The organism is Plantibacter sp. MCCC 1A11337 (assembly GCF_013349365.1).
Lineage (GTDB): Bacteria > Actinomycetota > Actinomycetes > Actinomycetales > Microbacteriaceae > Plantibacter > Plantibacter flavus_A.
Genome location: NZ_JABJWX010000001.1, coordinates 1,071,108 through 1,093,108, shown reverse-complemented (window position 1 = coordinate 1,093,108; position 22,001 = coordinate 1,071,108). Strand labels below are relative to the sequence as shown.

The window sequence follows — 22,001 nt, the reverse complement described above, 5'->3', positions numbered from 1 at the left end:
GGCGCGAAGACGGTCAGTACAGCAGTGCCTCGCGACCCAGGCGGTACCGCCCGCCGCTCATCGGGACGATCGGTGTGCCCTCGGCCTCGTAGTGTTCGAGGGCGCGATCCTCGTGCCCCGTCGGAGGGAGACCGCCCGACCGGACGACCCGCCACCAGGGCACGGCGTGCCCGTACTGCGCCATGACGCGACCGACGCCGCGCGCCGACTTCGACCCGATGATGGACGCGACCTGGCCGTAGCTCAGGGCGCAGCCCTCGGGGATGTCGGCGACGACGGCCAGCACGGCCTCGGCGAACGCCTCAGCCGAGTCCGTCGGTGACGACCCGCTCACCGTCTCAGAGGCTGATGCTGCCGATGGTCTCGCCGTACTGGGTCTCGCCGACGGGGGAGAACCCGACGCGGAGGAAGAACGCCTCGGGACCGAGGTCGCCGGGCTCGTAGATGACGTTGACGTGGTCGAAGCCGCGCTGCTTGGCCTCCTCGATGAGCGAGGCCACCGCGAACCGGCCGACGCCGCGGCCCTGGTCGTCGGCGTCGACGTTGATGCGCCACAGGGCGGAGCGGAACTCCTCCTGCGCCGACTCGTGGTCGAAGTTGGCGGAGATGAATCCGACGACCTCGTCGCCGTCGAGGATGACGCGCTGCCAGGAGGTGGCGGGGTTCACGACCGCGGCCGCGACCGCGTAGGACACCGGGGCGATGAACTGCTCCTGCCCGGGTTTCATGGTGAGCGCGTTGACCGCCACGATCGTCGATGCGGACAGTTCTTCCAGACGCAGCTCAGCCATGAGCCCAGGCTAACCTGTCCGGCGGACCGCGGATAGTCCGTCGGACCGCCGACACGCTCCTCGCGGCGACATCCACGGCCGACCCACAGGCGGGAGCGGGGCGTCCGGGGGCCGTCGGATCCAACTGTCTCGATGTCAAGAGACCTGGCAGGTCTTGTAAGCTAGGGCGTGGCCGTGCCGTCCACCTTTCGGATGCGGTCTCCTCCATGCCATGCGGAGCACTCCACCGCGTGCGCACCTCCGTAGGCCGCTCGGCTCAGGGCGGCATCAGAAAGGACAACCAGTGTCGAAGATCAAGGTCGAAGGCACCGTCGTCGAACTCGACGGCGATGAGATGACTCGCATCATCTGGCAGTTCATCAAGGACTCGCTCATCCACCCCTACCTCGATGTGAACCTCGAGTACTACGACCTCGGCATCGAGAAGCGTGATGAGACGGACGACCAGATCACGATCGACGCCGCGCACGCCATCCAGAAGCACGGCGTCGGCGTCAAGTGCGCGACCATCACCCCCGACGAGGCACGTGTCGAGGAGTTCGGTCTCAAGAAGATGTGGCGGAGCCCGAACGGCACCATCCGCAACATCCTCGGCGGCGTCATCTTCCGCGAGCCCATCATCATCTCGAACATCCCGCGTCTCGTGCCCGGGTGGAACAAGCCGATCATCATCGGCCGCCACGCGTTCGGCGACCAGTACCGCGCGACCGACTTCCTGTTCAAGGGCGAGGGCAAGCTCACGGTCGAGTTCACGCCCGACGACGGCTCGGAGCCGCAGAAGTTCGAGGTCTTCCAGTCGCCCGGCGACGGCATCGCACAGGTGCAGTACAACCTCGACGCCTCGATCCGCGACTTCGCGCGTGCCAGCCTCAACTACGGCCTGAACCGCAACTACCCGGTGTACCTCTCCACGAAGAACACCATCCTCAAGGCCTACGACGGCCGGTTCAAGGACATCTTCCAGGAGATCTTCGACGCGGAGTTCAAGGAGCGGTTCGAGGCTGCCGGCATCACCTACGAGCACCGACTCATCGACGACATGGTCGCCTCGGCCATGAAGTGGGAGGGCGGTTACGTCTGGGCCTGCAAGAACTACGACGGCGACGTCCAGTCCGACACCGTGGCTCAGGGCTTCGGTTCGCTCGGCCTCATGACGAGCGTGCTGGCCACGCCCGACGGCAAGATCGTGGAGGCCGAGGCCGCTCACGGCACCGTCACGCGCCACTACCGCCAGCACCAGCAGGGCAAGCCCACGTCGACGAACCCGATCGCCTCGATCTTCGCGTGGACCCGTGGCCTGCAGCACCGAGGCGTGCTCGACGGCAACCAGGAGCTCATCGAGTTCGCGGCGACCCTCGAGGACGTCGTCATCAAGACGGTCGAGTCCGGCGCCATGACGAAGGACCTCGCGCTCCTCGTCGGCCCCGACCAGGCCTACCAGACCACCGAGGAGTTCCTCGAGACCATCTCGGCGAACCTCAAGGCGCGCCTGGCCTGATGACGTCGGCCTGACCGGCACCGGCACCACACGGACGGGGTCCGGGAGCACGCGCTCCCGGGCCCCGTCCGTCGTTCGGGTCACGACGCCGGCCCGGACGGTCGTGTTAGCGTCGATGGACCACCTCGACGACGACGTGAGGACCATCGATGTCACCGATGACGAGAAGACAGTTGCTGGCCTGGGCTGCAGCCGGTGGTGCGACCGCACTCCTGGCGGGCTGTTCCACCCCGGGGACGGTGTCGCCGAACACCGGTCCGACGATCGCCCCGGCCGCCGCCGGTGAACGGATCACGCTCACGTACTGGGCCTGGCTGAAGGACCTCCAGAAGGTCGCCGACGTCTGGAACGCCGACCACCCGAACGTGCAGGTCGAGGCGGTCTGGATCCCCGGAGGCAACGACGGCGGGTATCAGAAGCTCTACTCGGCGCTCGCCGCGGGTGGTGGTCCGGACCTCGCGCAGGTCGAGATGCGGACGCTCCCCGAGTTCCTGCTCGTGAACGGGTTGGTCGATCTCCGGCGCTACGGCGCGGACGAGGTCGCGTCGCGGTACAACGAGACCCTCTGGAACCAGGTCTCCTACGTCGACGGGGTCTACGGGATCCCACAGGACTCCGGTCCGATGGCGCTCTACTACCGCCCGGACCTGCTCGACCGGGTGGGCGCGAAGGCCCCGGCCACCTGGGACGAGTGGTTCCAGGTGGCGGGGGCGGTGCGCGACGCCGACATGTATCTGGATTGCTTCGCCCTCGACGACGCGTCATGGTTCGCGGCCATGGCGACCCAGGCCGGCGCGTCCTGGTTCCGTGTGGACGGCGACCGGTGGATCGTGGATATGACGGACGACGCGACCTTGGAGACGGCCAGGTTCTTCGACCGGGCCATCGACGACGGCGTCATGACCACCTCCTACAGCCAGTTCTCACCGGCCTGGTTCGCCGCTGCGGCGAAGGACTCGATCGCGTCGCTCGCCGGAGCCAGCTGGGGAGACGCCCTCCTGCAGGGCGTCTCGGGGGCCGAGGGCAAGTGGCGGGTCGCGCCGTTGCCCCGGTGGGGGAGCGAGGGGTACGGCTCGACCTTCCAGGGCGGGTCCACGGCTGCCGTCCTGGCGAACAGCGCCCACCCGAGGGAGGCGCTCGAGTTCGCCGTGTGGATGACCACGAGCGACGCCGGCATCGACGCCATGATCGAGCACTCCGGCATCGGGTGGTCGCCGAACGACGCCTACATCGGCTCGCGCCGACAACAGCCGAGCGAGTTCTTCGGTGGCCAGAACTACAACGAGGAGGTCTTCGTGCCGGCCGCCAAGGAACAGAACAACGAGTGGCAGTGGTGGCCACTCACCCAGCAGACCTTCAACATCCTCGCCGACGGGTTCCGGGCCAAGGCCTCGGGCGGCACCCTCGTGGACGCCGTGGTCCAGGGGCAGCGCGACGTCATCACCGCGTTCCGCAACAAGGGCCTCCGGATCGAGGCGGCGTCGTGAGCGCCCTCACGGAACGCCCGGCGCGTGGAGTGGCGGACGACCCGTCCCGGTCGGGGTCGCAGCGCCGACGCCGGACCTCGGTCGCGGCTCCGTGGATGCTCCTCGGACCGTTCCTGGCGCTCTTCGTCCTCACCTTCATCCTGCCGATCATCGTCGCGGTCGGCAGCAGCTTCGTCCGTGTCTCACGGAAGGGTGTCTTCGGGGAGGAGGGCGTCACGACCGAGTTCGCGTGGTTCTCCAACTACGCCCAGGCCCTGGAGAACGGCAACTTCATCGCCTCGATCGGCCGGATGCTCCTCTTCGGCGTCGTGCAGGTCACGGTCATGATCGCGCTGTGCACCCTGCTGGCGCTCCTCCTCGAGTCCGCCTCCGCGAAGTGGCCGGGGTTCTTCCGGGCCGTGTACTTCCTGCCCTACGGCATCCCCGGCGTGATCGCGACGATCCTCTGGTCGTTCCTCTACGTCCCGGGACTCAGCCCGATCATCGACATCGCCGGGGCGATGGGGATCGAGCTCGACTTCCTCGGCGCCGGCACGGTGCTCTGGTCCATCGCCAACATCGTGACCTGGACCTACACCGGGTACAACATGATGATCGTCGTCGCCCAGTTGAAGGCCATCCCCGGCGAGGTCTACGAAGCCGCGAAGGTCGACGGCGCCGGGCCGTTCCGCGTCGCGGCGAGCATCCAGCTTCCGCTCATCCGGCCGGCGCTCATCCTCACGACCGTGTTCTCCATCATCGGCACGCTCCAGCTCTTCGCCGAGCCCCAGGTGCTGCAGACCGTGTCGCCCGCGATCGACAACGAGTACACGCCGAACCTCAGCGCCTACACGACCGCGTTCGCCTACAACGACTACAACGTCGCCGCAGCGCAGGCGGTGCTCATCGCCCTGGTCGCGTTCGCGCTGTCGTTCATCTTCCTGCGGCTGACGTCGAGGAGGGCATCATGAGCGAGACCCGGAGCATCACGACCGCGACCTCGTCGAAGCGAGCCCAGCGGCTGAGCGACCAGCAGGGGCGCCCCGGTGGGTCCAGGGGGATGCGGGTGCTCGTGACGGGCATCCTCGTCGTCGTCGCGGTCTACTTCCTGGTGCCCGTGTACTGGGTGGTGATCGCTGCGACCAAGAGCACCGAGGATCTGTTCGGCAGCAACGGCTTCCTCCTCGGCTCGGAGTTCTCGTTGTGGTCGAACCTCCACGAGGTACTCACCTACGACGGCGGCATCTTCGTCCGCTGGTTCGGCAACTCGGTGCTTTATGCGGGCGTGGGAGCCCTCATCGCGACGTACCTCGCCGCGGCAGGCGGGTACGCGCTCGCGAAGTACCGGTTCCGCGGGCGCAACCTCGTCTTCGGCACCATCCTCGGCGGGGTCCTCGTGCCGGGGACGGCCACAGCACTCCCGCTGTTCCTGCTCTTCAGTCAGCTGGGGCTCGCGAACACGTACTGGTCGGTGCTCCTTCCGTCGCTCGTCTCGCCGTTCGGGTTGTTCCTCTGCCGGATCTACGCCGACGCGACGATCGACGACTCGCTCATCGAGGCCGCACGGATCGACGGCGCGAGCGAGCTGCGGATCTTCCACACCGTGGGGCTGAAGATCCTCACGCCCGCGCTCGTGACCGTCTTCCTCTTCCAGCTCGTCGGGATCTGGAACAACTACTTCCTGCCACTCGTCATGCTGTCCGACAGCACGCTGTACCCGATCACCCTGGGCCTGAACAACTGGCGGAGCCAGGTCGACCGCCTGCCGGAGTTCTACGAGCTGACGACCGGCGGCGCACTGTTGTCGATCATCCCCTTGGCGATCGCGATGATCGTGCTGCAGCGCTTCTGGCGTGGCGGGCTCACCGAGGGATCCGTGAAGTAGCCGACGGCCCGGAGACGGCGACGGGCCCCGGATCAGCCGATCCGGGGCCCGTCGTCAGTCGTGTCGAGCTAGAGGCTGCAGGTGTTGCCGAGCGTGGTGAATTCGTCCTGGAGCTTCGTGAGTGAATCGGTGAGCCCGGTCTGGTCGACGTTCTGCGGGTCGTCGACAGCCGTCTTCGCGACGTCGATGAAGTCGTTGAGTGCCTTGACCGAGTCGTTCGCCGCGGTCTTCACCTCGTCGTTCGTGACCTTGTCGGCCGCAGCCTTGAACGTTCCGGAGAAGTCGTCGAGCTGGGTGACGGCCGCCTCGGGGTCGGAGGACAGCGAGCTCAGGCCCGACTGCAGCTGCGAAGCCGACTCCGTCACCTCGGACTGGATGAGCTTGCACGCATCCTCCTTGCTCTGGGCGCCGCCGGCACAACCGGTGAGGAGCAGGCCAGAGACGGCGATCGCGCCGAGGAATGCTGCTGCGTTCTTCTTCATGGTGGTGTGATTCCCCCGTGTTCGGTGCCCGTGGCGGGCCCGCCCGCGCGCTGCGGGTCGGCCTCCAGGCTACCCGGTGGAGCCCGCAACCCGCAGGCGGACGCCGTCCGACGCTGGTGCGTGGTCGTCTCCGACATGGACGCGAGCCCCGTTTATTTGTAAGCTTGGCGAACAAACCGGTGGTGCGAGCGGGTCGCTCCACGGATCGAAGGAACCACAGCATGCAGACGCGCCACGACGCCCTCCGGAGACGAAGCGCGTGAGGGTAGGACTCGACATCGGCGGCACGAAGACCGATGCCGTCGTCGTGACGGACGACGGCGCGCTCCTGCATCGGCTCAGGCTGGTCACGGGACGCGGGCCCGAAGCCGTCGTCGAGACCGCCGTCGAGGCCGTCAGTCGGCTCTCCGACGCCGTCGCGCGCCCGATCGACGCCTTCACCTCGGTCGGCGTCGGTATCCCCGGGCTGACCGTCCCGGGCACCGGTCGGGTGACCCACGCCGTCAACCTCGACGTGGAGGAACTCGAGCTCGGTGCGATCCTCACCCAGCGACTCAGGGTCCCGGTCGCCGTGGAGAACGATGTGAAGGCGGCCGCCCTCGGCGCCTGGCAGCTGCTCGACGGTTCCGGCACGATGGCCTACCTCAATCTGGGCACGGGCGTCGCCGCAGGTATCGTCACGGACGGCCGGCTCTGGCGGGGCTCGAGCGGGGTCGCCGGCGAGGTCGGGCATCTGTCCGTCGATCCGCTCGGTGACCGCTGCGGGTGCGGACAGCGGGGGTGCGTCGAGACCATGGCCGCCGGTGGTGCGGTCTCCGCCGCCTGGGGAGCCGACGTGGCCCTGCCGGTGCTCGACCTCTTCGACCACGCCGACGCCGGGGACCCGCGGGCCGTCGCCCTCCGCGCACGCCTGGGTCACGGTGCGGCCGCGGCCGTCCGCATCCTGACCCTCACCGTCGACGCCGACGACATCGTCCTCGGAGGAGGACTCACCGCTCTCGGCGAGCGACTGCTCGCCGTCATCCGCGAGGCTCTGGCCGAATCCGCCGCCGGGTCTCGATTCGTCGCATCATTGCAGTTGGAACAGCGCGTGCGCCTCGTGCCGACGGGATCCCCCGTCGCGGCGATCGGCGCAGCGCTCGTGGGAAGAGGAGAACCGTCGCATGGCTGAAGTCGTGATCGTGGGGGACAGTGGTGCCGCAGGCGCCCTCGTCGCGGAGGCGATCGTCTCCCTGATCGAGGAGCGTCCGGACGCCGTCCTCGGGCTGGCGACGGGGTCGACCCCGCTCCCCGTCTACGAGGCCCTCGCGACCCGGTCCCACGGCCTCGACCTCTCGCAGGTGCGAGGGTTCGCCCTCGACGAGTACGTCGGTCTGCCGGCCGGGCACCCCGAGTCGTACCGTTCCGTCATCACACGTGAGGTCGTCGAGCCGCTCGGCCTCGTGCCCGAGCGCATCCAGGTGCCGAACGGTGCGGCCGAGACCATCCAGCACGCGGGCGCCGACTACGAAGCGGCGATCCAGGCCGCCGGTGGCGTCGACCTGCAGATCCTCGGCATCGGGACCGACGGCCACATCGGGTTCAACGAACCGGGCTCGTCGTTCGCCTCGCTCACCCGCGTGAAGACCCTGACGGAGCAGACCCGCCGGGACAACGCACGGTTCTTCGACTCGATCGACGACGTCCCCATGCACTGCATCACCCAGGGTCTCGGCACCATCCTCCGGGCGAGGCACCTCGTCCTCCTCGCCTTCGGCGCCGGCAAGGCGGCTGCGATCGCCGCTGCGCTCGAGGGACCGCTCTCCGCCAACCTCCCCGGTTCGGCGGTGCAGCTGCACCCGCGCGCCACGGTGGTCCTCGATGAAGCGGCGGCGTCCGAGCTGCAGCACGCCGACTACTACCGCTACGCGTACGCCAACAAGCCCGCCTGGCAGGGTATCTGACGGCTCAGGCGACGCCCCCCAGTCGGAGGAGTGCCGTGGTGAGGGCCGCCGCGAGGACGATGACGACGAACGGTGCCTTCCTCCAGGCGAGGACGCCGGCCACCAGGACGCCCGAGAGTCGTGCGAATCCCGCGAAGTGCTGGTCCTGGGTCAGGGCCGTGGTCGTGAGCACCGCCATGAGCAGGACGATGGCGGCGTCCGCGAGCAGGGTCTCGACCCGTTCCGAGACCTCGGCGCGGGTGCGCAGGAGTGGCCCGGCCAGGCGGAACGTGTAGGTGCCCACGGCGAGGATGAGGACCCCGACCAGCACGAGCATCGACTGGTTCACGCGGTGACCTCCGGCTTCGGCTGCTTCCGGCCGAAGCCGAACAGGAGGCCGACGAGCGACAACAGGACGGGGATCCCCGAGGGGAGGAACGGCGTCGCGGCGACGGCGACGAGCGCGCCGACGAGTGCGGCTCGGCGTGTGCGGCGCTCGCGGAGGGCGGGGAAGATGAGGGCGAGCAGCACTGCGGGGAACATCACGTCGAGTCCGAAGGCGTCCGTGTCCTCGATCACGGTGCCGGCGAAGGCTCCGAGTGCCGCGCCCGCCGGCCAGCAGAGGAGGATGCCGAGGCCGCACGCCCAGAACGCGGCGCGCTTCCGCTCCAGGGTGTCCTGATCGAGCGCGAAGACCACGGACTCGTCGTTGAGGAGGTGTGTACCGAGCACGCGGCGCCAGCCCGTGCCGACGACCTCATGGATCGCGAGGCCGAACGGCAGGTGACGGGCGTTCACCAGCAGCCCTGCCAGCGCTGCGGTGAGCGGACTCCCGCCGGCCGCGACGATCCCGACGAACAGGATCTCCGATGCGCCGGCGAGGACGAGCAGGGCGAGCGCCAGGACGACCCAGGGCTGGATGCCCGAGTGCACGGCGACGGCTCCGTAGGAGATGCCGACCAGTCCGTCGGCGACGCAGACCAGCGCGATGGCACGCGTGATCGGCCGACCGAGGTGACTCCATATCGAACGCACGTACACTATATTGAACGCGCACGAAGCGTTCGTCAAATCGAACGCGTAATACCTTGGAGCGAACGCATGACGCAGGTCGAACCATCCGACGACGGAGCACCGCACGCCGCGGTCGCGGCGGCGCTGACCCGCGAGCGGCAGCGGACCGGCCTCTCACTCGCGGAGGTGGCCCGTCGAGCCGGGATCGCGAAGTCCACCCTCTCGCAGCTGGAGGCGGGGCTCGGGAACCCGAGTCTCGAGACCCTCTGGGCGCTCAGCGTCACCCTCGACGTCCCCTTCGCCCGCCTGGTCGAGCCGGTGCGACGGCCGGTCCAGGTCATCCGTGCCGGTGAGGGGCCGACCCTCGCCGCGTCCGGGGCGGACTACGTCGCGACGGTGTTGTCCGCCTGCCCGCCGAACGCCCGACGCGACATCTACCGCATCGTCGTCGAACCCGGGGAGCCGAGGCGCTCGGAGCCGCACATGCCGGGCGTCGTCGAGCACTGGATCCTCAGCACCGGTCGCGCGTCCATCGGGCCCGTCGGCGAGGAGGTCGAACTCGGTCCGGGGGACTACCTCGCCCACGCCGGGGACGTGCCGCACGTCTTCGAGGCACTCGAGCCGGGTACGACCGCCGTGGTGGTCACCGAACACGTCTGAGCACCTCGACAGGCTCGGTGACCAGGGCGGCTCGGTGACCGGGGCGGCTCGACGGCTGATCAGCCGTCGATGACGTGCACGAGCTCGTCGATGAAGCCGGCGAAGTCCTCGGAACGGCGGATGATCCGGGCGACGCTCGAGCGCTCCGAGAACACCTCGACGAACTGGTCGAAGACCGTCTGGAACGCGGCGCGACCCGATTCGCTGAACGCCACGAGTGCGACGACGCTCACGCGCGCTCCGCCCCACTCCATCGGCGTCTCGTTCACCGCGATCGCGATGGCGGTCGAGTGCGCGGTCATCGCCATGGCGTGCGGCACGGCCAAGGTGTCGGTGAACGCCGTCGACGACATGCGCTCCCGCTCGATCGCCGCGGTGAGGTAGCTCTCGTCGATGATCCCCTGGGTGATCATGCGCTCGCCGAGCAGGCGGATCATGCCTTCCTCGTCTTCGGCGTGCGCGTTCCGGAGGAAGAGGTCCGGGTGGAAGTACTGCAGCAGTTCGTCGGTGATCTCCGACAAACGGGACGACCTCCGCACGCGGCTGACCGCACTCCGGACGCGCTCCACGTCGGCCGCGGTGAGGAACGGTTGGATGACGACGATGCCGTCGGCAGGGGCCGGTGGCTCGATCGTCGTGAGCACGAGCTCGGTGTCGATGGCGGCCCAGTCGACATCGGTGCGGGTGATGACGGATCGGACGTCGAGGACGTCGCCCAGCTGCGATTCGACGCGTCGACGCAGCACCTCGTGCATGTCGTAGTAGCCGGCGGAGACGATCGTGGAACCGAGGAGAGCCTCCTTGCGGGCCTTCTGCTCGAGCTGGGCACCGACGTGCATCGCGATGTAGGCGATCTCGTCGTCGTTGATGATGATCGAGCCGTGTCGCTGCAGTTGGCTGGCGATGAAGACCGCGAGCTCGTAGATCATCGGGTACGAGGTCTTGATCGAGCGGGTCAGCGGATTGCGTGAGTAGGACTGGTCCTGTGCACGACGGATGAGGTTCTGGACGTGGAGGGTGAGCCGGACGATGAAGTCCTCGTCGGAGAGGTCGACGAGGTACTCTCGGCCGGCACGGTCGACGGCCTGACGGACGGCGGCGAGGTCGTCCTGGTTGACGTAGTCGTCGACGAGGACTTCGGCGGGAGCCCCACTGCCCGGCGTCACCACCCGCGTCACGAGCAGGTAGCTGAGGTAGACGAGGTCGCCGTCGCCGAGCGCGACGTGGAAGTGAGCGTCGACGAGCCGCGCCAGATCCTCCGCGACCGCCTCGACCTCCGGGGTGCGCGGAGCGTGGTCGGCGGGCTCCGCCGGACGGTCCTTCGTGACCCGGTCGATGGCGATCGCGATGTGGAGCAGGACGTTCGCGATGCCGTACTCGTTCACGTAGTACCCGCGCGCGGTCAAGGCCTCGAGCAGCTCGCCCTTGAACGGGCTGAACTCGTTCGGCGCGAACGCGCGCTGGAGCGCCTCGAGCTCGACGATGCCGCGGTCGGTCTCGTCGCGGAACATGCGGCTGAGGAGCCGTCTCCGCTCGGTCTCACCGCCCGCCATCGTCACCGTCGATCCGGAACGGTCGAGCGTGAGGGCGGTGTCGGCGAGCATGGCACGGACCCGGCCCAGGTCGCCCTCGACGGTCGACTCACTGACGTGGAGCCGCTGTGCCGTCTCATGCACGTCGATCCCCGAGGGGGCGCTGATGAGCAGCCGGACGAGCCCGTAGAGCCGATCCCGGGGCGTCTCCGATTCGAACGCCGATGCGGCTCGTCGCCGGTAGACCGCGTAGCCGTCGGCGTTCAGCCGATACCCGTTCGGCCCGGACTCGACGACGTCGTGCGGTGCCGTGCGGGTGTTGACCGCCGTGACGTAGCTGCGGACGCTGCGCGGTGTGACGCCGAGCACCTCCGCGACCTCCGTGGCCGTCGTCCAGCCGTCCCGTCCCGCGAGGTAGCCGAGCATGCGGTCGTGTTTCTCGCGTGCCACGATGCCCTCTCCGTCGGTCGGCCGTCGCGCGGTCCGGGCGAACCGCTCCACCGAGTCAACCACCTTCCCGGCTGCTTCCGCGCGTTCGACGACCTTTCCGCCCCGGCGGAAGAGCTTCTGGTGGAGCCACGAGGGGCGCGACGGAATGATGGGTTGGTAGGCAATCGGCGGTTCTGGAGAAGGTTCGATGAAGATCCTGGTGATTTGCGGCGCGGGTGCGTCGAGCACGTTCATGGCCCAACGCCTGCGTCGCGCGGCAGCCGACCGATCGATCGACGTCTCCGTCGCGGCCGGTGCCGAATCGCAGGTCCTCGGCGGCACGATCGCCCTCGACGGTGTCGACGTCATGCTCGTCGGCGCCCACCTCGCCGACCACGAGGCCGCGCTGCGCGCAGCGGCCGAGCCTACCGGCACCGCGGTCGCCGTCCTGCCCGGCGACGTCTTCGGCGTCGAGGGTGGCGCGCGAGCCCTCGAACTCGTCCTCTCGATCCAATCACCAACCAGGAGGTAACCCCATGGCAACTCGAACCGTCCGCATCGGCTCGTCGCACGGCCTGCATGCCAGGCCCGCGAAGCTGTTCACGCAGGCTGCGAAGGACGCCGGGGTCCCGGTGACGATCGCGAAGGGCAGCGGCAAGCCCGTCAATGCGGCGAGCATCCTCGGCGTGATCGCGCTCGCCGTCGAGCACGGCGACTACGTGACCCTGTCCGTCGACGGCGAGGGCGCCGCAGCCGAGGGCACCCTCGACACGCTCTCCGAGCTCCTGGTGACCGACCATGACGAGCAGTAGTCCGATGACCGCGTTCCAGGGCATCGGTATCGGCCAGGGCGTCGCCGTCGGCCCGGTGGCCCGCATGGCCGACCCGCTCCCCGCGCCCGCCGACGTCGCCAGCACCCTCGACCTCGCGACCGAGACCGAACGCGCGAACACCTCCCTCGCCGCGGTCGCCCGCGAACTCGAAGCCCGAGGCGCCGCCGCCGGTGGTGCAGCTCGTGACGTCCTCGAGGCCCAGGCGATGATGGCGGAGGACCCGACCCTCGCCGAGGAGATCGCCACGCGGCTCGCGGACGGCAAGACCGCCGAGTGGGCCGTCCACGCGGCGTTCGCCTCGTTCCGCGACCAGCTCGCCGCGATGGGCGGCTACCTCGGGGAGCGCGCCGCCGACCTCGACGACGTGTCACAGCGGGTCATCGCCGACCTCATGGGCGTGCCGGCCCCCGGCGTCCCCTCACCCGGCCACCCGTTCATCCTCGTCGCCCGCGACCTCGCACCGGCCGACACCGCGCTCCTCGACCTCGACCTGGTCCTCGGCCTCGTCACGAGCGACGGCGGCCCGACCTCGCACACGGCGATCCTCGCCCGCGAGAAGTCGATCGTCGCGATCGTCGGCGTCGTCGGAGCGGCCGAGCTGACCGACGGCACGACGCTCGTCGTCGACGCGGCAGCCGGTGAGGTCACGGTCGATCCGACGCCCGAGCTCGTCGCCGCCACGGAGCAGCGCATCGCCGACCGCCTCGCGCTCGTGAACGCACCGGTCGTCCCCGGTGCACTGGCGGACGGCACCCCGGTGCCGCTGCTCGCCAACCTGGGCTCGGCCGAGCACGCCGACGCCGCCGCAGAGCTCGGCGCCGAGGGCGTCGGCCTCTTCCGCACCGAGTTCCTCTTCCTCGACCAGGCGCTCGCGCCCACGGTCGAGCAGCAGCGCGCGCACTACGAGAAGCTCCTGAACGCCTTCCCCGGCCAGAAGGTCGTCGTGCGCGTCCTCGACGCCGGAGCCGACAAGCCGTTGGCGTTCCTCAACGACGCGCACGAGGACAACCCGGCGCTCGGACTCCGTGGCCTCCGTGCGCTGCGGGCGAGCGAGGACATCCTGCGCGAGCAGCTCACGGCGCTCGCCCAGGCCGACGCCGCGACGGACGCCGACCTCTGGGTCATGGCCCCGATGGTGTCGACCGTCGAGGAGACGAAGTACTTCATGGCGATCGCCGCCGAGTACGGTCTCAAGACGCCCGGCGTCATGGTGGAGGTGCCGTCGAGCGCCCTCCTCGCCGACCGCGTCCTCGCCCACGCCGGATTCGCGTCGATCGGGACCAACGACCTCACGCAGTACACGCTCGCCGCGGACCGCTTGCTCGGTTCCGTCGGCGCGTTCCAGGACCCGTGGCACCCGGCGGTCCTCCGCCTCGTGCAGCTCGTCGGCGAAGCCGGCCAGCACCACGGCAAGCCGGTCGGCATCTGCGGTGAAGCAGCCGCCGACCCGCTCCTCGCCGTCGTCCTCGTCGGACTCGGCGCCACCACCCTGTCCATGTCACCGTCGGCGCTCGCCGACGTCCGTCACTCCCTCCAGCAGTACACGCTCGACGATGCCCGGCGCATCGCGGCAGCAGCACTGGCCGCCGACGGTGCGGCCGAAGCCAGGGCAGCGGCCACCGCTGCAACGACTCCCGAAATGAAAGAGGCAACATCATCATGACAACGACGTCTACTCCCAAGAAGCCGGGAGGTGCACGAGTCGGCGTACAGCGATTCGGCACCTTCCTCTCCGGCATGGTCATGCCGAACATCGCGGCCTTCATCGCCTGGGGCCTCATCACCGCGTTCTTCATCGCGACCGGCTGGTTCCCGAACGGGATCCTCGGCGGCTTCGGCAACGCCGACCTCATCGGCTGGCAGGGTGCCGCGACGGCGCTCGCGCAGGCCGACGACGGCACGACCTTCCCGCAGTACGTCGGCCTCGTCGGCCCGATGATCACGTACCTGCTCCCGTTGCTCATCGCGAACACCGGCGGCCGCATGATCTACGGTGAGCGTGGCGGCGTCGTCGCGTCCATCGCGACCATGGGTGTCATCGTCGGCAGTGCGATCCCGATGTTCATCGGTGCGATGATCATGGGCCCGCTCGCCGCGTGGCTCATGAAGCAGGTGGACCGGATCTGGGACGGCAAGATCAAGGCCGGCTTCGAGATGCTGGTCAACAACTTCTCCGCGGGTATCCTCGGAGCCCTCCTCGCCATCGGTGGCTTCTTCGGTATCGCACCGATCGTCACCGCGCTCAGCAGCTTCCTCGAGGGCATCGTCGACTGGCTCGTCGCCAACTCGCTCCTGCCGATCGCGAGCATCTTCATCGAGCCGGGCAAGATCCTCTTCCTCAACAACGCCATCAACCACGGTGTGCTGACCCCGCTCGGTGTCCAGCAGTCCGAGGAGACCGGCAAGTCGATCCTGTTCCTCCTCGAGGCGAACCCGGGCCCGGGCCTCGGCATCCTGCTCGCGTTCTGCTTCTTCGGCATCGGTCTCGCGAAGGCGTCGGCCCCCGGCGCGGTCATCATCCAGTTCTTCGGAGGCATCCACGAGATCTACTTCCCGTACGTGCTCATGAAGCCGATGCTGGTCCTGGCCGCGATCGGCGGCGGTATGGCCGGTGTGGCGACGAACGTCGCGTTCAACACGGGTCTCCGCGCCCCGGCCTCGCCAGGCAGCATCATCGCCGTGCTCATCCAGACGGCGCCCGACAGCTACGTCGGCGTGATCCTGTCGGTCATCGTCGCAGCAGCCGTCTCGTTCGCGATCTCCGCGATCATCCTGCGGGCCAGCCGGAAGCGCGACCTCGAGAACGAGAACGCCGGTGACCTCTCGGCCGCGGTCGCCGCGACCGAAGCCGCCAAGGGCAAGAAGTCGAGCGTGCTCGGCAACCTGTCCGCCGGAAGCGCCGCAGCCGGTGCGGACGTCGTCGACGAGGGCGTCGTCACGACGCTCGAGCGCGGACCGATCCGCAACATCGTCTTCGCCTGCGACGCCGGTATGGGTTCGAGTGCGATGGGCGCCTCGGTGCTCCGCAACAAGATCAAGAAGGCCGGCATCGACGAGATCACCGTCACCAACAAGGCGATCGCGAACCTCGCCGACGACGTCGACCTCGTCATCACCCAGCGCGAGCTGACGGAGCGCGCGAAGGAGAAGACCCCGAGTGCCGTGCACATGTCGGTCGACAACTTCATGAACTCTCCGAAGTACGACGAAGTGGTGGAGTTGCTCCGCGGAGAGGGAGCACACTAGCAACGGAACGATCCCGGGGCGCACGCGAACGGCGTGCGCCCCGGGCTTTATCCATCGACCCACACCCGGCTCCGGACCGCACCGGCGGAGCCCCGCACGACGAATGCAGAGGAAGACATGTCGCAGGTACTGACCCAGGATCGGATCACCATCGTCACCGGGACGGTGACGCAGGAGGAGGCCATCCGCCGCGCTGCCGACGCCCTCGAAGCGGCCGGAGCCGTGACCGACGAGTACTTCGAGGCCATGCTCGCCCGCGAGCAGTCCGTGTCGACCTACATGGGAAACCTCCTCGCGATCCCGCACGGGACGAACGACGCGAAGGAGGCGGTCCGTGATTCCGCCCTGTCGTTCACCCGCTACGAGACCCCGATCGACTGGGACGGCGACGAGGTCCGCTTCGTCGTCGGCATCGCCGGCAAGGACGGCGGGCACATGGAGATCCTCTCCAAGATCGCCATCATCTTCTCCGAGGACGACGAGGTCGCCAAGCTGCTCGCAGCCGAGACGCCCGAGGAGCTCTACGCGCTCCTGAGCGAGGTCAACGAGTGATGCGAGCCGTCCACTTCGGCGCCGGCAACATCGGGCGCGGCTTCGTCGGCCTGCTCCTCCACGAGGGCGGCTACGAGGTCGTCTTCGCGGACGTCAACGCCGAGCTCATCGATGCGATCGCCGCGGCCGACAGCTACACGGTGCACGAGGTGGGCGACGGCGCGAAGGACACGGTCGTCACCGGGTTTCGCGCGATCAACAGCGCCACCGACGAGGAGGCCCTCGTCCAGGAGATCGCCGCCGCCGAGGTGGTGACCACCGCCGTCGGGCCGACCATCCTGCGCTTCGTCGCCCCGGTCATCGCGCGTGGGATCGCCGCGCGTCCGGCCGACGCCGCTCCGCTCGCCGTCATGGCCTGCGAGAACGCGATCAACGCCACCGACCTCCTCGCCACCGAGGTGCGCCAGGCGGTCGGCGACGAGGCCTGGGCGTCGCTGTCGACCCGGGCCGTGTTCGCCAACACGGCCGTGGACCGCATCGTCCCGGGCCAGCCCGCCGGGCAGGGCATCGACGTGACCGTCGAGACCTTCTACGAGTGGGCCATCGAGACCCCGGCGTTCAACGGCTCGCTGCCGTCGATCCCCGGTGCCCACTTCGTCGAGGAGCTCGCACCGTACATCGAGCGGAAGCTCTTCACCGTGAACACCGGCCACGCCTCCGTCGCCTACTTCGGTGCGCGCGCCGGTATCGGGACCATCGCCGAAGCGCTCGCCGAGCCGTCGATCGCCGCGGCCGTCGGCGCGGTGCTGGAGGAGACCTCCGCGCTGCTCGTCGCCAAGCACGGGCTCGACGTCGACGCGCAACGCGAGTATCGCGAGACGATCCTCCGTCGCTTCGCGAACGTGCACCTGCCCGACACCGTGGAGCGCGTCGGTCGGCAGCCGTTGCGCAAGCTGAGCCGGACCGAGCGGTTCATCGGGCCCGCCGCAGAACTCGCGGAGCGCGGCATGGCCCACGACGCACTCGTCTCGGCCATCGGTGCCGCGCTCGAGTTCGACGTCGCCGACGACGAGCAGAGTGTCCACCTGCAGGCGAAGCTCCACGAGCTCGCGCCGGGCACCTTCGTCGAGGAGGTCACCGGCCTCGCTCCCGAGCATCCGCTGTCTCCCGCGGTGCTCGCGCAGGTCGTCGCCCGACAGGCCTCGCTCGCGTAACGCCCTTCGACAGGCTCAGGGACCGGATCCGTCCGGACCCTGAGCCTGTCGCCGTTCCCGGCCGCTTCCGGCCCCTGGGCCCGCCTCCGGACGCCCGTCGCCGGCCACTGAGCCGGCCTCCGGTCCCTGAGCCGGCCTCCGGTCCCTGAGCCGGCCTCCGGTCCCTGAGCCGGCCTCCGGTCCCTGAGCCTGTCGAAGGGCCTCAGAACATCTTGCCCGGGTTGAGGAGGTTCTCGGGGTCGAAGAGCCGCTTGATCCCGTGCTGGAGCGCGAGCTGATCCTCGCCGAGCTCGTCGCCGAGCCAGCGCTTCTTGAGCAGGCCGATGCCGTGCTCGCCGGTGAGGGTGCCGCCGAGCCGCAGCGCGGTGGTGAAGAGGTCGTCGGCGGCCTGCCAGATGAGGTCGGGTACCTCGACACCCTCGAAGACGAAGTTCGGGTGGAGGTTGCCGTCGCCCGCGTGCGCGACCGTCGGGATGGAGATGCCGTAGCGGCGCTCGATCTCGCCGATCGCCGTGAACATCGCCGCCAACTGGCTGCGGGGGACCGACACGTCCTCGATGAGCGGGGTGCCGAACTGCTCGAGCGAGGGATGCAGGGCGCGGCGGACGGCCAAGAGATGCTCACCCGTCGCGTGGTCGGTGGACATCTCGGCACGCCCGCCGCCGGCGTGGAGCACCTCGAGGATCGCGGCGGCCTCCGCCTCGGCGTTCGGGCCGTCGGTCTGGATCACGACGTGGGCCTCTCCGCTGTTCGGGATCGGCAGCTGCAGGTAGCGGTGCACGGCGACGAGCGCGACGGGGTCGAGCAGCTCCATGATCGACGGCTGGATACCGGATGCGGTGACGGCGGCGGTGGCCTCCGCGGCCGAGACGACGCTCGGGAAGTACCCGGCGATGGTCGCGACGGTGCCCGGCGTCACGCGACGGATGCGGACGGTCGCCTCGACGATGACGCCGAGGACGCCCTCGGATCCGACCATGAGACTCGTGAGGTCGAGGCCGGTGACCCCCTTCACGCTCCGGTGCCCGACGCTGATGAGTCGTCCGTCGGCCAGCACCACCTTGAGGGCGAGCACAGCGTCGCGCGTCACGCCGTACTTGGCACAGAGCAGGCCACCGGCGCCGGTCGCGATGTTCCCACCGACGGTCGAGATCGCGCGGCTCGCCGGGTCGGGCGCGAACCAGAGCCCCCTGGCGAGCAGGAGGTCGTTGAAGGCGCCGTTGATGATGCCCGGTTCGACCACCGCGAGGAGGTCGGGTTCGTTGATCTCCAGGACGCGCTGCATCTCGAGCGTCGACAGGACGACCTCGCCCGCGCCGCCGAGTGCACCGCCGGCCAGTCCGGTACCGGCGCCACGCGTCACGACCGGCGTCCCGGTCGCGGTGGCGATCCGCATGACCGTCTGGACGTCCTCGATGGAGCGTGCGGAGACCACGGCGATGGGTGGGGCGTCGGACACATGACCCGACTTGTCGGACCGTGCGTCCGCGAGGACGGCGTCCGTCGTCGAGACCGCGTCGCCGAGGGCGTCACGGAGGGCGTCGAGGACGGTCGGCGTCGTCATCGCGGCAGGGCTGATCCGTCGGCCCAGACCGCCTGGACGTTCCACTGGTGGTCGAGGAGGACGGCGTCCGCGGCGTATCCCGGGGCCAGTCGTCCGAAGCGGTCGGCGAGGCCGAGGACACGGGCCGGGGTGCTCGTGAGCGCACCGACCGCCGCGTCCGCCGCGACACCGCTGGTGATGGCGAGTCGGAGCGCCCGGTCGAGCGTCAGCGTCGAGCCGGCGATCGAGTCGCCTTCCACGAGCCGCGCCAGACCGTCGGTCACCTGGACCTCGAGCGCTCCCAGCAGGTAACGGCCGTCGGAGGAACCGGCTGCGGCCATCGCGTCGGTGATGAGTGCGACGCGGCCCGGGGCCTGCTCGAAGGCGAGCTTGGCGACGTCGGGGTGCACGTGTTCGCCGTCGAGGATGAGCTCGACCGTGACCCGCTCGTCGGCGAAGGAGGCGATGATCGGTCCGGGCGCACGGTGGTGGATCCCGTTCATCGCGTTGAACACGTGGGTGACGAGTCGGGCACCGAGATCGAACGCCGTCTTCGTCAGTGCCTCGTCGGCGTCGGTGTGACCCACGGCGACGATGACGCCGGCCTCGACGAGGACCTGGATCGCCTCGAGGGCGTTCGGCAGCTCAGGGGCGATCGTGATCTGCCGGAGCGTGCCTCGGCTGGCGTCGATGAGGCGTTCGACGACGGCCGGGCTCGGGTCGATGAGCGCCCCGGGGTCGTGTGCGCCCTTCTTGGCCGGTGAGAGGAACGGACCTTCGAGGTGGGCTCCGAGGACCAGCGGATCCTCGGCGACGAGGTCGGCGATCCCCTCGAGACTCGCGACGAGGGCGTCGACCGGGTTCGAGACGAGACTGATGAGCGTCCTCGTGGTCCCGTGCGCCCGGTGCACCGCGAGCGCGCGTCCGATGGCGTCGCGTCCGTCGTCGAAGGATGAACCGCCGCCGCCGTGGGCGTGGAGGTCGATGAACCCCGGCGTGAGGTGGCCGCCGTGTGCATCCTGGACGGATGCGTCGTCGCCGACGGGGAGGGACCGCCAGTCGTCGCCGGTACCGGTGGAGCGGATGACACCGTCGACCGCGTGCAGCCAGAAGGCGTCCTGGTGGCCGTCGACGTCGACCTTGGTGGCGGAGTGGATCAGGAGCTCGGTCATGCGAGCTGCTTCCGGCCGCGGATGACACCACTGGCCACGGCGACCACGGCGAAGACGGTCGCGATGATCGGCTGCCCGAGGTGCAACCAGGCGAGCGCCGCCGCCGCGAAGATGAGGAGCTCGACGACCGCCTGGCCGTAGAGGTCGATGCGGATCACGGCGCGCGGCGAGAGGAACAGCGCCCAGAGGATGATCGCCACGACCGGCGCGGCGATCCCGACGACCACGTTCAGGGGGAACGGCCACACCGCGACGCCCCAGAAGCCGAGCGAGAAGAAGGCGAAGAGTTCGAGGAAGAACCGCAGGATCTCGTTGGGGCCGATCTTCACATCGGCGGGAGTTCGTTCAGACACCACACGATTCTACGGCGCGTGGCCGCGAGCCCGCTCCGGGTCAGCGGAAGATGATCGTGCGCGCACCGTCGAGGAGGACGCGGTCCTCGGCGAACCACTTCACCGCCTGGGTGAGGGTGCGGCTCTCCTCGTCCTGACCGATGGCGACGAGCTCCGCGGGGGAGCGGGAGTGGTCCACGCGGACGACGTTCTGCTCGATGATCGGTCCCTCGTCGAGGTCGCTCGTCACGAAGTGCGCGGTCGCACCGATGAGCTTGACGCCGCGCGCGTGCGCCTGCTTGTACGGGTTCGCGCCCTTGAAACCGGGCAGGAAGGAGTGGTGGATGTTGATGGCGCGACCGGCGAGGCGCTCGCAGAGCTCGGGGGACAGGATCTGCATGTACCTCGCGAGGACGACGAGCTCGATGTCGTGCTCCTCGACGGCCTCGACGACCCTGGCCTCGAACGCCGCCTTCGAGGCTGCGTCCGTCACGGGCAGCGCCTCGAAGGGCACGCCGTAGAAGGAGGCGAGATCGCGGAGCGAACCGTGGTTGCTGAGCACGAGGGGGATCTCGACCGGGAGCTGGCCGGCCCGCTGGCGGAAGAGCAGGTCGTTGACGCAGTGTGCCGCCGTCGAGGCCAGGACGAGCGTCCGGAGCGGGCGACCGACGACGTCGAGCCGCCACTGGAGGCCGTACCGTTCGACGACGGGCGCGATGGCCGCCTCGAAGCGCTCGCGCGAGACCGCAGCCTCGACCTGGAGCCGCATGAAGAACCGCCCGGTGTCATCGCTCGAGAACTGCTGGCTCTCGGTGATGTTGCCGTCGGCCTCGACGATCGCGCCGCTGATCGCGTGCACGATACCGGGCCGGTCCTCGCAGATGATCGAGAGCACCCAGTGGACGGAGCGCTCGTGCGTGGTCGATGGCACAGCGGAGGGATCGGTCGAGTTCGTCACCGACTCAGGTTACCGGGACCCGACCGCTCAAGCCGCAGGGACGGACCGCTCGTCGACGAGGTCGGCGTGGGAGGACTGCCGCAGGTACGACCGAACCGTCTCGCGACTCTGCCTCAGGCAGTCGATGCGGGCGTCGATCGAGGCGATCTGCGCATGGAGCGACTCGGCCGTCGCGCGGGAGCAGTCGGGCACGGCACGCGCGGTGCGTGCGTCGTCGAGATCGAGGACCACGCGCACGAGACGGGTCGTGAGCCCCGCGTCGAACAGGTTGTCGACCGTGACGACGTGGTCGATCGCGGACGGTTCGTACTCGTCGGGCGCGTGCGACGCGCGCACGGGCGCCAGGAGTCCCTCCTCCTCGTAGGAGCGGAGCCGGGTGGCCGGGACACCCGTTCGTTCAGCGAGTTCTGCAATGCGCATGAGCGGCCTCTCTGTCACCTTCACGTCAGCTGCAACGTCGGATCGAGCCCTCCGCATTCCCGGCCTCGGGTAGACTCGTCCGCGGTCGCCGGATGTCGGTTGACCCTGGGCG

24 protein-coding genes are annotated in these 22,001 nt (G+C 69.3%); 13 read left to right on the top strand and 11 right to left on the bottom strand.

The genetic code is table 11. From position 1 onward, the window contains the following. Nucleotides 1–13 precede the first annotated feature (13 nt). On the bottom strand, nt 14–334 hold the full coding sequence (locus tag HOW07_RS05075; RefSeq protein ID WP_064296644.1) for an MGMT family protein: 321 nt from the start codon (nt 332–334) through the stop codon (nt 14–16). 4 nt (nt 335–338) lie between these two features. After that, a complete protein-coding gene (locus HOW07_RS05070; RefSeq protein ID WP_079001745.1) occupies nt 339–791 on the bottom strand; it encodes a GNAT family N-acetyltransferase in 453 nt (150 codons plus the stop codon). Between the two features lie 283 nt (nt 792–1,074). Between HOW07_RS05070 and HOW07_RS05065 the strand changes: the two genes are divergently transcribed. The 4 genes from HOW07_RS05065 (at nt 1,075) to HOW07_RS05050 (ending at nt 5,640) form a co-directional block, all read left to right on the top strand. Then, nucleotides 1,075–2,289, top strand: a complete 1,215-nt coding sequence (locus tag HOW07_RS05065) for an NADP-dependent isocitrate dehydrogenase (RefSeq protein ID WP_064296642.1) — start codon at nt 1,075–1,077, stop codon at nt 2,287–2,289. Between the two features lie 149 nt (nt 2,290–2,438). Then, nucleotides 2,439–3,776 carry an ABC transporter substrate-binding protein gene (locus HOW07_RS05060; RefSeq protein ID WP_121289698.1) on the top strand — a complete coding sequence of 446 codons (1,338 nt, stop codon included), beginning with the start codon at nt 2,439–2,441 and terminating at the stop codon, nt 3,774–3,776. Nucleotides 3,777–3,871: 95 nt separating this feature from the next. Further along, complete coding sequence (locus tag HOW07_RS05055) at nt 3,872–4,726, top strand: carbohydrate ABC transporter permease (RefSeq protein ID WP_121290331.1); 855 nt, start codon at nt 3,872–3,874, stop codon at nt 4,724–4,726. Next, nucleotides 4,723–5,640: a carbohydrate ABC transporter permease gene (locus HOW07_RS05050; protein WP_082916227.1), complete on the top strand. Its 918-nt coding sequence runs from the start codon at nt 4,723–4,725 to the stop codon at nt 5,638–5,640. Before HOW07_RS05055 ends, HOW07_RS05050 begins: the two co-directional genes overlap by 4 nt. Nucleotides 5,641–5,708: 68 nt before the next feature. On the opposite strand, the gene HOW07_RS05045 is transcribed toward HOW07_RS05050, so the two are convergent. Beyond that, nucleotides 5,709–6,122, bottom strand: coding sequence for a hypothetical protein (locus HOW07_RS05045; RefSeq protein WP_064296639.1), 414 nt, complete (start codon nt 6,120–6,122; stop codon nt 5,709–5,711). Between the two features lie 259 nt (nt 6,123–6,381). Here HOW07_RS05045 and HOW07_RS05040 point away from each other — a divergent pair, with 259 nt between their 5' ends. Next, nucleotides 6,382–7,293 carry an ROK family protein gene (locus tag HOW07_RS05040; RefSeq protein WP_121289700.1) on the top strand — a complete coding sequence of 304 codons (912 nt, stop codon included), beginning with the start codon at nt 6,382–6,384 and terminating at the stop codon, nt 7,291–7,293. Next, nucleotides 7,286–8,065 (top strand): glucosamine-6-phosphate deaminase, encoded by a 780-nt coding sequence (locus HOW07_RS05035; RefSeq protein WP_121289702.1) that lies wholly within the window; start codon nt 7,286–7,288, stop codon nt 8,063–8,065. The genes HOW07_RS05040 and HOW07_RS05035 overlap by 8 nt, the downstream gene beginning before the upstream one ends. Before the next feature lie 4 nt (nt 8,066–8,069). Here HOW07_RS05035 and HOW07_RS05030 read toward each other — a convergent pair whose 3' ends face one another. Further along, nucleotides 8,070–8,393: an AzlD domain-containing protein gene (locus HOW07_RS05030; protein ID WP_217485091.1), complete on the bottom strand. Its 324-nt coding sequence runs from the start codon at nt 8,391–8,393 to the stop codon at nt 8,070–8,072. Then, nucleotides 8,390–9,079 (bottom strand): AzlC family ABC transporter permease, encoded by a 690-nt coding sequence (locus tag HOW07_RS05025; protein WP_175116247.1) that lies wholly within the window; start codon nt 9,077–9,079, stop codon nt 8,390–8,392. The genes HOW07_RS05030 and HOW07_RS05025 overlap by 4 nt, the downstream gene beginning before the upstream one ends. Nucleotides 9,080–9,145: 66 nt before the next feature. On the opposite strand from HOW07_RS05025, the gene HOW07_RS05020 reads away from it, so the two are divergent. After that, nucleotides 9,146–9,718: a helix-turn-helix domain-containing protein gene (locus HOW07_RS05020; protein ID WP_071259444.1), complete on the top strand. Its 573-nt coding sequence runs from the start codon at nt 9,146–9,148 to the stop codon at nt 9,716–9,718. 59 nt (nt 9,719–9,777) lie between these two features. Here HOW07_RS05020 and HOW07_RS05015 read toward each other — a convergent pair whose 3' ends face one another. Next, the gene (locus HOW07_RS05015) at nt 9,778–11,763 is read right to left on the bottom strand and encodes a transcription antiterminator (RefSeq protein ID WP_371743579.1); all 1,986 of its coding nucleotides are present in this window, start codon (nt 11,761–11,763) and stop codon (nt 9,778–9,780) included. Nucleotides 11,764–11,887: 124 nt separating this feature from the next. On the opposite strand from HOW07_RS05015, the gene HOW07_RS05010 reads away from it, so the two are divergent. The 6 genes from HOW07_RS05010 (at nt 11,888) to HOW07_RS04990 (ending at nt 17,464) form a co-directional block, all read left to right on the top strand. Beyond that, nucleotides 11,888–12,211: a PTS sugar transporter subunit IIB gene (locus HOW07_RS05010; RefSeq protein WP_175116246.1), complete on the top strand. Its 324-nt coding sequence runs from the start codon at nt 11,888–11,890 to the stop codon at nt 12,209–12,211. A 4-nt stretch (nt 12,212–12,215) separates the two neighbouring features. Beyond that, complete coding sequence (locus HOW07_RS05005) at nt 12,216–12,491, top strand: HPr family phosphocarrier protein (RefSeq protein ID WP_064296634.1); 276 nt, start codon at nt 12,216–12,218, stop codon at nt 12,489–12,491. A 4-nt stretch (nt 12,492–12,495) separates the two neighbouring features. Then, a complete protein-coding gene (gene ptsP, locus HOW07_RS05000; RefSeq protein WP_082916226.1) occupies nt 12,496–14,175 on the top strand; it encodes a phosphoenolpyruvate--protein phosphotransferase in 1,680 nt (559 codons plus the stop codon). Next, a complete protein-coding gene (locus HOW07_RS04995) occupies nt 14,172–15,758 on the top strand; it encodes a PTS mannitol transporter subunit IICB (protein ID WP_064296633.1) in 1,587 nt (528 codons plus the stop codon). The genes ptsP and HOW07_RS04995 overlap by 4 nt, the downstream gene beginning before the upstream one ends. Nucleotides 15,759–15,875: 117 nt before the next feature. Beyond that, complete coding sequence (locus HOW07_RS19305; protein ID WP_064296632.1) at nt 15,876–16,310, top strand: PTS sugar transporter subunit IIA; 435 nt, start codon at nt 15,876–15,878, stop codon at nt 16,308–16,310. Next, complete coding sequence (locus HOW07_RS04990) at nt 16,310–17,464, top strand: mannitol-1-phosphate 5-dehydrogenase (RefSeq protein ID WP_175116245.1); 1,155 nt, start codon at nt 16,310–16,312, stop codon at nt 17,462–17,464. The genes HOW07_RS19305 and HOW07_RS04990 overlap by 1 nt, the downstream gene beginning before the upstream one ends. A gap of 202 nt (nt 17,465–17,666) precedes the next feature. On the opposite strand, the gene HOW07_RS04985 is transcribed toward HOW07_RS04990, so the two are convergent. The 5 genes from HOW07_RS04985 to HOW07_RS04965 are packed head-to-tail and all read right to left on the bottom strand — an operon-like array spanning nt 17,667 to nt 21,889. Further along, nucleotides 17,667–19,028: an FAD-binding oxidoreductase gene (locus HOW07_RS04985; protein ID WP_175116244.1), complete on the bottom strand. Its 1,362-nt coding sequence runs from the start codon at nt 19,026–19,028 to the stop codon at nt 17,667–17,669. Then, the gene (gene nagA / locus HOW07_RS04980; protein WP_175116243.1) at nt 19,025–20,179 is read right to left on the bottom strand and encodes an N-acetylglucosamine-6-phosphate deacetylase; all 1,155 of its coding nucleotides are present in this window, start codon (nt 20,177–20,179) and stop codon (nt 19,025–19,027) included. The genes HOW07_RS04985 and nagA overlap by 4 nt, the downstream gene beginning before the upstream one ends. Beyond that, nucleotides 20,176–20,532: a YrdB family protein gene (locus tag HOW07_RS04975; protein ID WP_231884415.1), complete on the bottom strand. Its 357-nt coding sequence runs from the start codon at nt 20,530–20,532 to the stop codon at nt 20,176–20,178. The genes nagA and HOW07_RS04975 overlap by 4 nt, the downstream gene beginning before the upstream one ends. A gap of 40 nt (nt 20,533–20,572) precedes the next feature. Next, nucleotides 20,573–21,469 carry a formyltetrahydrofolate deformylase gene (gene purU / locus HOW07_RS04970; protein WP_369808468.1) on the bottom strand — a complete coding sequence of 299 codons (897 nt, stop codon included), beginning with the start codon at nt 21,467–21,469 and terminating at the stop codon, nt 20,573–20,575. Between the two features lie 27 nt (nt 21,470–21,496). After that, nucleotides 21,497–21,889: a MerR family transcriptional regulator gene (locus HOW07_RS04965; RefSeq protein ID WP_175116242.1), complete on the bottom strand. Its 393-nt coding sequence runs from the start codon at nt 21,887–21,889 to the stop codon at nt 21,497–21,499. Nucleotides 21,890–22,001: the final 112 nt, after the last annotated feature.